At 63.0% G+C, this 14166-nt stretch carries 12 protein-coding genes and 1 pseudogene; all 13 read right to left on the reverse strand.

The window, feature by feature from the left end; genetic code table 11:
- Nucleotides 1-294 precede the first annotated feature (294 nt).
- Complete coding sequence (locus tag JJB99_RS24920; protein ID WP_433995731.1) at nt 295-1242, reverse strand: substrate-binding domain-containing protein; 948 nt, start codon at nt 1240-1242, stop codon at nt 295-297.
- A gap of 59 nt (nt 1243-1301) precedes the next feature.
- A complete protein-coding gene (locus JJB99_RS24925; protein ID WP_200494910.1) occupies nt 1302-2306 on the reverse strand; it encodes an ABC transporter permease in 1005 nt (334 codons plus the stop codon).
- Nucleotides 2307-2311: 5 nt separating this feature from the next.
- On the reverse strand, nt 2312-3847 hold the full coding sequence (locus JJB99_RS24930; protein ID WP_200494911.1) for a sugar ABC transporter ATP-binding protein: 1536 nt from the start codon (nt 3845-3847) through the stop codon (nt 2312-2314).
- Nucleotides 3844-5019, reverse strand: a complete 1176-nt coding sequence (locus JJB99_RS24935; protein WP_200494912.1) for a Gfo/Idh/MocA family protein — start codon at nt 5017-5019, stop codon at nt 3844-3846. The genes JJB99_RS24930 and JJB99_RS24935 overlap by 4 nt, the downstream gene beginning before the upstream one ends.
- A gap of 9 nt (nt 5020-5028) precedes the next feature.
- Nucleotides 5029-6084 carry a sugar phosphate isomerase/epimerase family protein gene (locus JJB99_RS24940; RefSeq protein WP_200494913.1) on the reverse strand — a complete coding sequence of 352 codons (1056 nt, stop codon included), beginning with the start codon at nt 6082-6084 and terminating at the stop codon, nt 5029-5031.
- Between the two features lie 88 nt (nt 6085-6172).
- Nucleotides 6173-7222, reverse strand: a complete 1050-nt coding sequence (locus JJB99_RS24945; protein WP_200494914.1) for a LacI family DNA-binding transcriptional regulator — start codon at nt 7220-7222, stop codon at nt 6173-6175.
- On the reverse strand, nt 7219-7800 hold the full coding sequence (locus JJB99_RS24950; protein ID WP_246775329.1) for a ThuA domain-containing protein: 582 nt from the start codon (nt 7798-7800) through the stop codon (nt 7219-7221). The genes JJB99_RS24945 and JJB99_RS24950 overlap by 4 nt, the downstream gene beginning before the upstream one ends.
- 198 nt (nt 7801-7998) lie before the next feature.
- Nucleotides 7999-8730, reverse strand: a pseudogene (locus tag JJB99_RS24955) (Gfo/Idh/MocA family protein); the annotation flags it as partial.
- Nucleotides 8731-8752: 22 nt separating this feature from the next.
- Complete coding sequence (locus JJB99_RS24960; protein ID WP_433995792.1) at nt 8753-9517, reverse strand: carbohydrate ABC transporter permease; 765 nt, start codon at nt 9515-9517, stop codon at nt 8753-8755.
- 16 nt (nt 9518-9533) lie between these two features.
- Nucleotides 9534-10475: a carbohydrate ABC transporter permease gene (locus JJB99_RS24965; RefSeq protein ID WP_200494916.1), complete on the reverse strand. Its 942-nt coding sequence runs from the start codon at nt 10473-10475 to the stop codon at nt 9534-9536.
- 2 nt (nt 10476-10477) lie between these two features.
- The gene (locus JJB99_RS24970; RefSeq protein WP_200494917.1) at nt 10478-11737 is read right to left on the reverse strand and encodes an extracellular solute-binding protein; all 1260 of its coding nucleotides are present in this window, start codon (nt 11735-11737) and stop codon (nt 10478-10480) included.
- A 224-nt stretch (nt 11738-11961) separates the two neighbouring features.
- The gene (locus JJB99_RS24975; protein WP_200494918.1) at nt 11962-13086 is read right to left on the reverse strand and encodes a mandelate racemase/muconate lactonizing enzyme family protein; all 1125 of its coding nucleotides are present in this window, start codon (nt 13084-13086) and stop codon (nt 11962-11964) included.
- Nucleotides 13087-13258: 172 nt separating this feature from the next.
- Nucleotides 13259-14116, reverse strand: a complete 858-nt coding sequence (locus JJB99_RS24980) for an SDR family oxidoreductase (protein ID WP_200494919.1) — start codon at nt 14114-14116, stop codon at nt 13259-13261.
- Nucleotides 14117-14166: the final 50 nt, after the last annotated feature.

Below are 14166 nucleotides of genomic sequence, written 5' to 3' on the forward strand. Positions count from 1 at the left end.
TCGTGGTTTTGGTACCCGGGGAGCAATACCGCGCCACACTATATTTTTCGTTCTGAGTTGGATCGGCTAAGTTCCCCGATTGTGCGGCAATAACGTTCCCGACGTCAAAGAACAGAGGTTGCCGTCGGCGCCTGCGCGCCGTCATCCGCATGCTCTGAGTTTTGGTCGAGCACCGCACGTCCTTCGCTCTCAACCTGCGCCGGCTCAGTTACATCAAGCGAGCTTGTTGGGGTTCCCACAAATGCGACGGAGAGGCGGCGAGCCCCTCCGTCTGCGGCTGCAATGCGAGGGCGTTCAAAACGGCGAATCCGGGAAGTAAAAATCTTTCGCATTCGCCTTGATGACCAGTGTCGCGTCGAGAATGTAGCTGCCGCGAACCGGGGCCTGATTGTAAAAGTTCGCGGCCGTCAATTCCATGGCCGTTGCAACCATGGCCGGCGGATAAAGCACGTCGACCGGAATCAGCTTGTCGCCGTCCATGACCTTCTTGACCATGTCCTTCGAGCCGGCGCCGGCGATGACATATTGAATGTCGGTCCGCTTGGCCTGATCGATGGCCTGAAGCACGCCGACTGCCATGTCATCATCCTGGCACCACACCACGTCGATCTTGGGGAATTTGGTCAGGTAGTCCTGCATGACCTTGAAGGCATCGTCGCGATTCCAGTTGCCGAACTGCTTTGCGAGAACCTTCACGTTGGAGCCGGAGATCGCCTTGTCGAAGCCGTCCTGGCGCTGCTGGTCGATCGGGATCGGCAGACCGCGAATGACCACGACCTGAGCATTGGGCGTGTTTTTCTTGATGTATTCGCCTGCGGTGGCGCCGAGCGCCGGATTGTTGCCGGCGACATAGAGATCGCGAACCGAATTGTCGTTGGTGCTGGGTGCCCGGTCCACGAGCGCAACGAAGATGTTCTTGTTCTTCACCTCCTTGATGGCATTGACGAGGGGATCGGGATCGGAGGGCAGGATGACCAGCGCGTTGATGCCCCGCGTCACCAGATCCTGGACAGAATTCGCCTGCGTTGCCGGATCGGGAGCCGTCTTCACGATGACGTTCAAGCCCGGATGTTGCGCCATCAGCAGCTTTGCCATCCGCTCGGCATGAAACACCACGCCGGCGGTCCATCCATGGTCGGCGGCGGGAATCGAAACGCCGATGGTCACCTTCTTGTCTTCGGCGTGAGCTACGCTCATCAAAGCCGCCATGACGACGCCCAAGCACAGTATTCGCTTACGCATTTCTTCCTCCCAAGAGCGGGTCTTATGATCAGCGACCGGCGACCCGATAACCCGGCCGTTTACGATTTGCGTACCAGGGAGCGTTGGACCAGCATCGCAACGATGATGATGGCGCCCTGGATCGCGCCGATCAGATATTCGCTGACGAAATTGGAAAGCAGCATGATGTTGCCGACGATCTCGAGAATGAACGCCCCGCACATCGTGCCCCAGACGCGACCGACGCCGCCGCGCAGCGCGGTGCCACCGACCACGACTGCGGTAATGGCCTGCAGCTCCCACATCAGCCCGGTGGTTGCGGAGGTCGATCCCAGCCGCGGCACGTAAAGCAGACATGCCACGGCGACGCACAGGCCCTGGATGACGTAGGTCATCGTGCGCACGCGTTCGACGGAGATGCCCGAATAGCGCGCCACATCCTCATTCGATCCCACCGCCAGAACATGGCGGCCATACCGCGTTCTGTGCAGCACGAAGGTGCCGACGGCAGCCGTGACGACGATGATGACGATGGGCACCGGAATTCCCAGAACCGAGCCGAAGTAGGCCGGGCGATACAGGGATTGGATATCGGAAGACCGCAGCGTGATGGCGCCACCCTGCGACAGCCAGGTCGTAAGACCGCGATAGATCCCCATGGTGCCGAGCGTGGCGATGAAGGGCTCGATGCCGCCTGCCGTTGTGATCAGACCGTTGGCAAGGCCGCAGGCAGCACCAATGACAATGGCAAGCGCCATCGCGATGGCGAGCATCGTTGCCGGATCGGCGACAAGGCCGCTGTTCAGGAACATGATCGTCAAGCTGGCGACGAACGCGACCATGGAGCCGACGGACAGATCCAGGCCACCGGCCGATATCACGAAGGTCGCACCGACCGCGATGATGGCGATGAAGGCGCTGCGGGTGAGGACGTTCAGCAGGTTGTCGATGCTGATGAAGTTGGGATTTGCGATAGCTCCGAGTATCAGAAGGAGGGCCAGCGCCAGGAAGGGGGCGACGGCGCGCAGGTCAATGTCCTTCCAGGACTTGTGTACTTTTCCAGTATCTGCTGCGAAGTCTGTCATTTCAGTTATGCAGCCTCCCCGGATTTGACGCCGGTCGCGAGCTCGACGATCTCGTTCTCGTTCATGTGCTCGCCTGTCACCGCGCCGACGATCCGCCCGGACCGCATCACCACAATGCGGTCGCAAATGCCGATCAGTTCCTGCATTTCGGACGACACCACCATGATCGAACGCCCTTGCGTAGCGAGTGCCGCGATGAACTTGTAGATCTGTTCCTTGGTGCCGATGTCGATGCCCCGTGTCGGCTCGTCGATGATAATGATGGAGGGGTCGGTCATCATCATCTTGGCCAGCAGCAGCTTCTGCTGATTGCCGCCCGAAAGCTGGCCGGCGAGCATGTCCTTGCGGCTGGCGCGGATGTCGAACTCGCCGATTGCCTTGTCGAGCACGACGCGCTCCTTGGCCCGGTCGATCTGAAGCCCGCGCCGGAATTTGTCCAGCGAGGCGAGCGTCAGGTTGACGCACAAATCCTCGGCGAGCAGCAGGCCCCTGCCCTTTCTGTCCTCGCTGAGATAGGCGATACCGGCCTTCAGGCTGGCGTCGACATGCGGAAATTGCACCGGTTTGCCGTTGATGCGGATGACGCCGCGGCCGGGCCGCAGGCCGACGAGACCTTCCATCAGTTCCGTCCGTCCGGCGCCGACCAGGCCGGCAAAGCCGAGGATTTCGCCTTTCCCCAGCTGGAACGAGGCATGCTGCGCGAAGCCGGGAACGGAAAAATCCTCGACCTCCAGGATGGTTGTCCGGGCGGCCATTGCGTGGCGATCAGGGTAGAGCTTGGCCACGTCGCGGCCAACCATCAGACGTGCCATATCGACCGGTTGCAATTCGCGCGTCGAATGGGTGGCGACAACGCGGCCGTCGCGCAGCACGGTGATTCTGTCGGCGATTTGCTTGACCTCCGGCAGCCGGTGCGAAATGTAGAGGACGCTCACGGCCTTGGCGCGGATATCGGCGATGACCTTGAGCAATGCCCTGGTTTCGATTGGCGTCAGTGAAGCGGTCGGCTCGTCGAAAATCACCACGCGGTGAGGAACCAGGAGCACCCTGGCGATCTGCACGAGCTGACGTTGCGCAATCGAAAGACGTCGCACCACGACATCAGGATCGACATCGGCACCGAGATTACGTATGGCCTGGCGCGCCCCCTCGTTCATAGCGCGATCGTCTACGACGATGCCCTTGGGCAGCTCCCGGCCGAGATACACGTTCTGCGCGACCGTGAGGTCGGGCGCGAGAAGGATCTCCTGGTGAACCAGGACGATGCCGCGACGCTCCGCGTCAACCGGCCCCGTCAGCGTCGCGGTTTCGCCGTCGATCTGCAATTCGCCGCGGGTCGGCTGCAAATGGCCGGCAAGCAGCTTCATGAGCGTCGACTTGCCGGCGCCGTTCTCGCCGATAATCGCGTGAACCTCCCCCGGATACACCGTCAGGCTGACATCCTTCAGCACCTCGACCGGACCGAATGACTTCGACAGCCCGACCGCCTCCAGCACCGAGGCTCGGGTGGTGACGGACAGATCGGCGTCGAGCGCCTTCATCCGACCTTGGTCCATACATTGCCGGCTTTCGAAGACGCGACAGCCGCCTCGATGAAGCGCATGCCGGCCAAGCCGTCATGGACGGTGGGATAGATCGTTCCGGCATCGGGCGCAGCGCCGGTCCGCGCCGCGCGGATGGTCCGCGCAGCTTCGGCATAGATCGTGGCAAAGCCCTCCAGATATCCCTCGGGATGTCCACCCGGCAGGCGGGAGACGCGGGCAGCTTCCGGCTGCGCGCCGGCGCCGGCACGGGTGAGCAATTGCTTCGGCTGACCGAAACGGGTGAACCACAGATAGTTCGGGTCTTCCTGGCTCCATTCCAACCCGCCCTTGGTGCCGTAGATGCGCACCTTGAGGGCGTTTTCGTTGCCGACCGCCACCTGGCTTGCCCACAATAGGCCGCGCGCACCGCCCTTGTAGCGCAACATGATCTGGACGTGGTCATCGAGCAGGCGGCCAGGCGCGAAAGTGGTGAGCTGCGCCAGGAGCGCTTCCGTCTCCAGTCCGGTGACGAAGGCAGCGAGATTGTAGGCGTGGGTGCCGATGTCGCCGATGCAGCCGCCGGCTCCCGACCGCTTTGGATCGGTGCGCCATTCGGCCTGCTTGCTTCCCGAAAGCTCGGCGCGCTCAGTAAGCCAGTCTTGCGGATATTCGACCTGCACGACGCGGACGTCACCCAGCTCGCCTTTGGCGATCATGGCGCGCGCCTGCCGTATCATCGGATAGCCGGTGTAGTTGTGGGTGAGAACGAACACCTTGCCGCTCCTTTCCACGAGATCGACCAGCCGCTCCGCCTCCGCCACCGTGGTCGTCATCGGCTTGTCGCAGATCACATGGATGCCGGCCTCGAGGAATGCGCGGGCAGCGGGCGCGTGCACATGGTTCGGCGTCACAATCGAAACCGCCTCGATGCCGTCGGGGCGTGCGGCCTCGGCCCTCGCCATCTCCTCAAACGATCCGTAGGATCTTTCGGTCGTGATTCCGAGTTCCGCGGCCGACGCCTTCGCCCGGGCAGGCTCTGAAGACAGCGCGCCTGCGACCAGTTCGAACTGCCCGTCGATCCGCGCCGCTATGCGATGAACGGCGCCGATGAATGCGCCTTGGCCGCCGCCCACCATGCCAAGTCTGATGCGGCCGGCTGTGCTGTCGTATCCGCTTGCTTCAATCGCCATGCGAACCTCCTAGGCCAGGCCGAGCATCTTGCGATTGGCTAGCTCGTCGGTGCCGGCCCCGGCAAAATCGTCGAAGGCGCGCTCGGTCACGCGGATGATGTGGTGCTTGATGAACTCCGCGCCTTCGCGCGCGCCATCCTCGGGATGCTTGAGCGCGCATTCCCACTCCAGCACCGCCCAGCTGGCGAAATCATAGGCGGTCAGCTTGGAAAAGATGCCGCCGAAATCCACCTGTCCGTCGCCCAGCGAGCGAAACCGACCTGCCCGATTCACCCAACTCTGGAAACCGCCATAAACGCCCTGTCGGCCAGTGGGATTGAATTCCGCATCCTTGACGTGGAAGGCCCTTATGCGCTCGTGATAGATGTCGATGTATTCGAGATAGTCGAGCTGCTGCAGCAGGAGGTGAGACGGATCGTAGAGCAGATTCGCCCGCGCGTGGTTCTTCACCCGTTCGAGGAACATCTCATAGCTGACGCCGTCATGCAGATCTTCGCCGGGATGAATCTCGTAGCAGACGTCGACGCCGCACTCGTCGGCATAGTCGAGCAGCGGCGTCCAACGTCTCGCCAGTTCGTCGAACGCTGCTTGGACAAGGCCGGCCGGCCGCTGCGGCCACGGATAGACATAAGGCCAAGCCAAGGCGCCGGAAAAAGTGGCATGCGCTTTCAGGCCGAGATGTTTCGATGCTCTCAGCGCGCGCTTCACCTGGTCAATCGCCCATTCGGTACGTGCCGGTGGGTTGCCGCGCACGTCCGGCGCCGCAAAGCCATCGAAGGCAGCGTCATAGGCAGGGTGGACCGCCACGAGTTGTCCCTGCAGATGGGTGGAGAGTTCGGTGATCTCCAGGCCGTGCCGTGCCGCGACACCGCTGATTTCGTCGCAATAGGTCTTTGAATCGGACGCCTGCTTGAGATCGAACAGGCGCACATCCCAAGTGGGGATCTGTACGCCCTTGTAGCCGAGCGACGAAGCCCATTCACAGATCGCATCGAACGAGTTGAACGGGGCATCATCCCCGGCGAACTGCGCCAGGAAAATGGCTGGGCCCTTGACCGACTTCATGAGTTTTCCTCCCGGACTCCCGATAGGGTTTTGCTTACGATGTTGTCGAAGTTCTTTGAGGTGCGCAACTCATTTTAACAACTTGAAGTTAGGGCAGATTGTCCCGCAGAAAAATATCGATCCGGATGCGTTCCTGGTCAGGGCTGATGGGCTCACCCGAACAATGCGCGAGCAGGATGCGCGCTGCAGACCGGGCCTCGTGGCCGGGATCCTGGTTGATGATGGCATCGAGTGTACCGCGGACCAGGAAACGCCGTGTGTGCTGGGTCAGCTCGTGCGCGATCCAGACCACTTCGCGCGCGCGGCCCGAGTCCTCGAGGGCATCGGCGATCCCACGGTTTCCGGCACCGCAGCAATAGATGCCGCGGAGATCGGCGTGGCGCGCCAGCAGCGCGGCGGTGAGCTCCCGCGTGCGCGCGCTGTCGTCGCGGCCCTCCATCACCGGCAGTGTGCGCAAATGTGGATATTCGCCGGACAGGATCTGGTGGAAGCCGAACTGCCGCTCGGTGTGATCGCGCAGCGACAACGATCCCGCGATCACGGCAACGGTCCCGGCGCGGCCGGCGAGGAACCGTCCCATCAGCGTTGCGGCAGTACGCCCCGCGGCCGGGTTGTCGATCCCGACATAATGCAGGCGGCGCGAGCTCGGCGCATCCGACACAAGGGTCACCACCGCGACCCCGCGCCCCGCGAGTTCGTCGATCGCGGCGCGAACCCTGGGATGATCGAGCGCGACGACCGCGACGCCCTGATAAGCGGGCGACAGGTTTTCCAGCGCGCCGGCGAGCACGTCCGGATCGAACACGTCGACATGGAGGATATCGATGAAGCCGCGCTGGCCGGCGAGCCAGCCTGCGGTGCGCTGGACCTGCTCGGACAGATTGGTCATGAAGCTGTTGCTGCCGGTCGGCATCACGAAGGCGAAGCGGAACGTCTGCCCGCGCGCGAGCCGCGCGGCCGCGACGTCGGCACGATAGCCGAGTTTTGCCACCGCGGCCTCGACACGCGCGACGGTCCTGGCGCGCACGCCCTCGCGCCGGTTGACGACGCGGTCGACGGTGGCGAGCGAAACGCCCGCCGCGCGCGCGACGTCTTCGAGCGTGGCGCGAACCAACGGCTGGGTCGCATCATCCCTCATTCGCGTGCGGCCCATAGCATGCCGCGGGTCATCAGCGTCCGGATCTCCGGTACATCGAGCTCATAGGCACGGTGGCCGAGCGAGGAATAAAACACCCTGCCCGCGCCGTAGCGCTTCTTCCACACTAGGGGCATCACCACGCCCTCGATCCAGGGCGCGTGTTCGCCGCTGAAGGTCGTCGTCGCCAATACCTCGATGGCAGGGTCGACGTGCATGTAGTACTGCTCGGAACGATGCTCGAAGCTCTTCAGACCCTTCATGATGGGATCGTCCGGCTTGGTCAAGTCGACCCTGTAGTCGATGATGTTACCGGGATGGGCGACCCACTGCCCACCGCACATGAACTGGTAGTCGACGGACTCGCGAAACGCATCGCACATGCCGCCATGATGGCCGGCGAGCCCGACGCCGCTCCGCACCGCCGCGCAGAGATTGAGCGCTTCCGCCTTCTCGATCGTCGACATCGTGTAGATCGGGACGATCAGCGACAGATCGTGGATCGCGGGATCGGCAAACGCCGCCGTGGTGGTTTCGATCCGCACTTCGAAACCTTCCGCCTTCAGCCAGCCACGGATCATCGAAGCACAGAGATCAGGATCGACGCCGATCGAACGGAATTCGCCCTCGACATGGCCGTGCGTCAACGCAACCGGCTCCCATTCGCCGCCGGTCTTCGCCACCTGTACCTCGCCGCCGAAGCGGTTCGGGTCCGGCACCAGCATGCTGCCCTTGTCGCCGTAGATCTCGATCGGGGCGTGCCGATGCTTGGGCACGTCGAAGCTCATCGCGATCGAGACCACTGCGCCGCTTTCGAACTCCAGCGTGCCCGCGACATGGGTCGCGACCTCGACCGGAATGAGCGCGCCATTCATCGGCTGGCTGGTGACCAGCCGCTCAGATCTCGCGCGCGCGGTTGAGCCCATCACGCTTGCGACCGGACCGAGCAGCTGCACGAGATCAGTGATGTAGTACGGGCCCATGTCGAGCATCGGTCCGCCGCCGCGCAGATAGTAGAAACCCGGCGCTGGATGCCAGCGCTCATGGCCGGGGCAGCCGAAGAAGGCGCTGCCCGCCACCGGCGTGCCGATCGCGCCGTCGTCGATCAGCTTGCGCGCGGTCTGGTGCCCACCACCCAGGAACGTGTCGGGCGCGCAGCCGACGCGCAGGTTCTTCTGTGCGGCGAGATCCATCACCTTGCGGGCTTCTGCAACGTTGATGCCGAGCGGCTTCTCGGAATGAACGTGCTTGCCGGCGTTCAGCACCGCGAGGCTGACGTCGGTGTGGGCGAGCGGCACCGTGAGATTGATGACGATCTCGACGTCATCTCGCTTGAGCAATTGGTCGACCCGCATTCCCGGCAGCCCGAACGCAGCGCCCTGCCGCTCCGCCACCTCGCTGCGCATATCGGCGAGCGCCTTGATTTCCATCACCGGGAAGCGCTGGGCCGCCTTCAGATAGGCGGTGCTGATAGTGCCGCAGCCAATGATTCCGATTCCGACTTTTCTCATTGTGGTCTCCGCGAGGTCCCGTTCATCCTTTGACCGCGCCCGCAGTCAGCGTGATGAAGGCCAGGATCAGATGCCACTCGGACGAATATTCGCCCTGATAAACCATGATGCCGAGCGGCCAGGGATAGAGCGCATCGGTGTTGAGCATCACCAGCGGCAACAGATAGGCATTCCAGCTGTTGACGAAGGTGATGGTGCCGACGGTCGCCAGGATCGGCCGCGACAACGGCAGCGTCACGTAGCGGAAGAACTTGATATAGCTGCAGCCATCGACCAGCGCGGCCTCCAGCAATTCATACGGGATGTCCTTGAAGAAGCGCCGCAGCAGCAGCACGCTCATCGCAAGGCTGAAGGCTACCTGCGGCAGTGCAACGCCAAAATACGTATCGAGCAATCCGAGATCGCGCACTTTGATGAAGAGCGGCAGTACCGCGGTCGCCGCCGGAAACAGCAGGCCGAGCGTCAGGTAACTCAGCAGCATCGAGCTGCCATAGAACCTGATATGGGCGAAGGTGAATGCCGCCATCGAGGCGACGAGCAGAGTCAGTGTCACCGTGAGCGTCGAGATGATCAGCGAATTGCGCAAGAGCTGCCAGTAGCGCGCGGAGAACAGGATGTCGGCATAATTCTGCCACTCCCATTGACGTGGCAGGCCGAACGGATTGACGCGCAGTTCGCCGAGAGACTTGATTCCTCCAAGCAAAGTTGCGAGCAACGGCACCAGCACGAAGACGGCGACGAGCGCGAGGAACAGCGCCTTGAGCAGCACGGCTGGATCGAGCGGCATGTGGCTGGTCTCGATGCTACTCATCGCGCATGAACCATCGCTTGTATGTGAACGCAAAAGTCACACAGATCGCAAACAGAATGACACCAATGGCACTCCCATAGCCGACCCGCATGCGGGAGATGCCGTTGTTGTAGAGGAAGCTCACCATCGTGTTCGAGGAATCCGCGGGGCCCCCACGCGTCAACGGCATGACGAGATCGAACAGCTGCAGCGAGCCGACGATGGCGAAGAATACGGAGAGGCGGATCGTCGGATAGAGCAACGGGATGACCACATGACGCAGGGCTTGCGACCGCGTCGCACCGTCGATTCGGGCGGCCTCGATCAGGCTCTTGTCGAGGCCCTGGAGCGCCGCGATGAACAGCATCATGTGGAAGCCGAAGTACTTCCAGACGACCACGATCAACACGGCCAGCATTGCCGTGTCGGTCGAGGCCAGCAGATGCGGGGGCTCGGCGCCGAAGCTGCGCCAGATCGAAGCAACGAGGCCATAGTCGCCGTCATAGACGAAAGAGAAGATCAGCCCGGTCGCGATCTCGGCCAGGATGTAGGGCATGAAGAACAGCATGCGCAGCGCCACCGCGCCACGAAAGCGTTCGGCGAGCATCAAGGCCAGCGTGAGTGCGAGCGGCAGCTGGACGGCAAGCGAAACGGCGATGATTAGCCCGTTGTTGCGCAGCGCGAGCCAGAACGCGCGTGTCTCCAGCACGAAGCGGTAATTGTCGAAGCCGATCCAGTTGGTCGGCTTGCCGAACCCGTTCCAGTTGAAGCCGGAATACCAGGCGGCCTCGCCGATCGGCAGCACCACGAACAACGTAAACAGCAGCAGCGCTGGCGGCAGGAACAGGATCAGCACCGTGAAGCGGCCGTCCCAGCTCGGGCCGCGGACCGCGAGCGGCGAGAATGATGTCTTCGCAACCCCCATCGCCGACACGTTCGCGACCGGTCGTGCCACGGTCAGTTACCTTGCTTCCGCGCTGCTTCGATCGCTTTCGCAGCCTCCTGCGGGCTCATGCTGCCGCCGGCGATTTCCGCGGTGACGTCATTGACAACGCGCCCGACCGAGGGGCCGAGGCTCTGATCATAGAAGTCCTGGTGGTAGTTCGATTTCGCCAGATTGGCCGCGATCAACTTCATGAAGGAATTGTTGAGACCCGCGTCGGCCCCCTGCACCACGGGAATGATGAAGTTGCCCGCAGCAAGCCGCGTCTGCACCTCCTTGGAGACGAAGTATTTGAGGAAATCGACAGCCTCCTTCGGCGAGCCCTTTGTAGTCAACCAACCGGTGATGCCGCCGAGCGTATCGGTGGGCGCGCCCTTGCCGCCGGCCACGACGGGGAAGTCGAACCAGCAGATCTTGTCGTCGCTCAACCCGACCTTGTCGGCAGCGAGCGCGCGCTGCAAATGATAAACCGTGCTGATCGCGAGCGTCATCGCCGCCTTGCCGTCGCCGAAATAACCGACCGCCTGCGGGTTCTTGAAACCCAGGAAGCCGTTCTGGAACGGCTGGAGATCGACCAGTTGCTTGAACAGCTCGCCGGCCTTCTGGAAGGTCTCGCCGGCGAAACCGCCGTCCTCGCCGCGCAGCGCAGCCTCGAACGCCGCCTTGCCGCCGATACGCACCGCAAGATGCGTCCAGTAGAAGTGCAGCGGCCACTTGTCGGCGCCGCCGACCACGATCGGGGTCACGCCGGCGGCTTTCAACGCCTTCACGGCAGCAAGCAGATCGTCCCAGTTCTTGATCCCGGCGGGATCGACCTTCGCCTTCGCCATTAGCTCCTTGTTGCAGAGGAAGCCAACCTGCGACAGCGCGGTCGGCAGACCATAAACGCGGCCATTGCTGGTGAACGCGGCAAGCGCCGCCGGCGTCAGGCTGTCGCTGTAACCCTTCACCTGATCGGTGATGTCATCGAGCACGCCGGCCTCGATCTGCGCCTTCAGGACGCCGCCGGCCCAGCTGTAGATGATGTTCGGCCGGTCCTTCGATTGCAGGATGGTGGGCAGCTTGGCCTTGTAGGCCTCGTTCTCGAGGAACTGCATCTCGACCTTGACGCCGGGATGGGACGCCTCATAGGCGCGCGCAACCTCTTCCCAGATTTTCACCTGCGCCGGATTGACTTCGATGTGCAGCCACTTGACCGTCGTGTCGGCTGCGGCGGCGCTGGCCAAAAGCAGGCATGCGGCAGCGGCGAGCCCCAGCTTCCCGAGGAGTCTCATATCTTCCTCCCAACCGGCTTTTATTCTTTGGCTGCAATCCTGCCCTCGATTTTTGAGGTACGCAACTAGAATTCTGACCTATGGACCTCATGCTGGACCACCACGGTCGACGACGAACGAAAAGAGCCTGAAGGCGATGAGCGGCGAGATCGACGATCTCGGCAGCGCGCAGGTCGAGCACTCCGAACCGTCGCCAGAGTGCGCCCGCTTCCGCCGGAGCGAGTCTAGATGCTGCGATAGCGCGCGATAGAGGAGAGATCAGGCACTATCCCGAGCCCGGGCTCCTGATTCAGCTCAACCGCGCCTTCGCTCACATTGAGGACCGGACCGCAACACAGATCGCGCAAAGGATTGTCGTTGGCATCGACTTCCAGCCAGCCGGCGCCTCCGATGCCGGCGAGCAGATGCGCCGAGGCAAGCAGTCCGATGCCGCCGCCGAGGTAATGTGGGCAGAAGGTCTTGCCCGATGTCAGAATGTCGCGCGCGAGGCCGGCGCAGGCACTAAGCCCGCCCCATTTGGCGATGTCGGGCTGAACCACGCTCAGTACGTCTTCGGCCAGGACTTGTTCAAAGTCTTCGGCGCTGGAGATGTTCTCGCCCGCAGCGATCGGCATCATCGCGTTCGCCCGCAGCCTGCGCCATTCCTCGCGCGGCCGGTCGGCGCGGATCGGCTCTTCCAGCCAACGCAGATCGAACCCGGCAAGCCGCGGCAGCATCTCCAATGCCTGATCCACCGACCAGCCTTGATTGGCATCGATGGCGAGCATGCCTTCGCCGACGATCGCACGCAGTGCTGAGACGTTGGCGAGATCGGTCTCGGCACCGAACCCGACCTTCAGCTTCAACGCACGATGGCCGCGCTTGAGGGCGGCTTCGGCCGTCTGTGCGGCGCCGCCGGGATTGATGCCGCTGGCATAGACCTTGATCCTGCCCGACTGCCCGCCGAGCAGCCGCCACAGCGGCATGTTCTGGCGTCGGGCGAAGAGATCCCACAGCGCAAGATCGATGCCCGAGATGGCCTGCGCGAATGGACCCGGCTCGCCACATTGCAGCGCCAGCACCTCGGTGCCCTCAGTCATAGTCTCAAAGGCCTCAGCGGGCCCGTCGAACTTGCGTCCGACGAGGCTGGGCGCGAGCACCTCGTTCACAAGCCGGGCGCGATGCTCCGCGCCGGGAGCTGGAAAGTTGGACCAGGCCTCGCCCCACCCCTCGACGCCGTCCTCGTCAATCACGCGAACGAAGACGGCGGGCCGGTTCAGCATCTTGCCGAACGAGGTCACCACCGGCGTTGCCAGCGGATAGCGATAGCAGAACGCCTCGATCGCGCGGATGGTGAAGCTGTCAATCATGTTGCAGATCCTGCGAGCTGGATGAGACCTCGCCGGACTGCTACCATTTCAGCAGGCGCGCGCGAAGCCGCCTGCCCGCGTGATATCGGTGAGCGCCGGAAAGCGCGCCTTCAACGCCGCCGGCCGCACCGCGTTCAAGCGCTAGGTCAGCAGGAGGACATTGCCCACCCGTTCAGATGAACGGCTTTCCGCCTGTCACCGCGAGGGTGGCGCCCGAGGTGTAGCTCGAGAGCGGGTCGGCCAGCATGACATAGGCCGTTGCAAGCTCGGCCGGCTGGCCGGCGCGCTGCATCGGCACCTGCTTGCCGAAATTCTTCACTGTTTCCTCTGGCATGGTCGACGGGATCAGCGGCGTCCAGATCGGCCCTGGGGCGACCGCGTTGACCCGAATGCCCTTCCCGGCCAGCATCTGGGCGAGCCCGCCCGTAAAGTTCTGGATGGCGCCCTTCGTCGTGGCGTAGGCGAGCAGGCTCGGATTCGGCATGTCGGAGTTCACCGAGGCCGTATTGATGATCGCAGCTCCCGGGCGCATATGCGGTACGACAGCCTTGGTCAGATAGAACATGGCGTGAATGTTGGTCTCGAACGTCCGCTGCCACTCCTCGTCGCTGATCTCCTCGACATCCTTGAACGTGGCCTGATGGGCCGCATTGTTGACGAGGATGTCTATGCCGCCAAGCTCTTCGACTGCGCGGCGCACGATGGACCGGCAGTGATCGGGACTGCGAATGTCGCCGGGGATCAGGACGATTTTGCGGCCCTCCCGCTCGACCAGCGCCTTGACCTCGGCCGCATCCTCGTCCTCGTTCAGATAGGCGATGAGGATGTCCGCGCCTTCACGGGCATAGGCGATCGCGACCGCGCGGCCGATCCCGCTGTCGCCACCTGTGATGATCGCCTTCTTGCCGGCGAGGCGTCCGGCACCTTTGTAACTCTCCTCGCCGTGATCCGGTCGAGGGTCCATCGCGCGCGTCGAACCGGGCATCGCTTGCTGCTGCGAGGGAAAAGGAGGCTTTGGGTATTCAGTCATCGAACCACTCCGAGGATTTACTCCCGCTAACGGAGGGCTCCTGCAACGGT

The organism is Bradyrhizobium diazoefficiens, assembly GCF_016616235.1.
Taxonomy (GTDB): domain Bacteria; phylum Pseudomonadota; class Alphaproteobacteria; order Rhizobiales; family Xanthobacteraceae; genus Bradyrhizobium; species Bradyrhizobium diazoefficiens_H.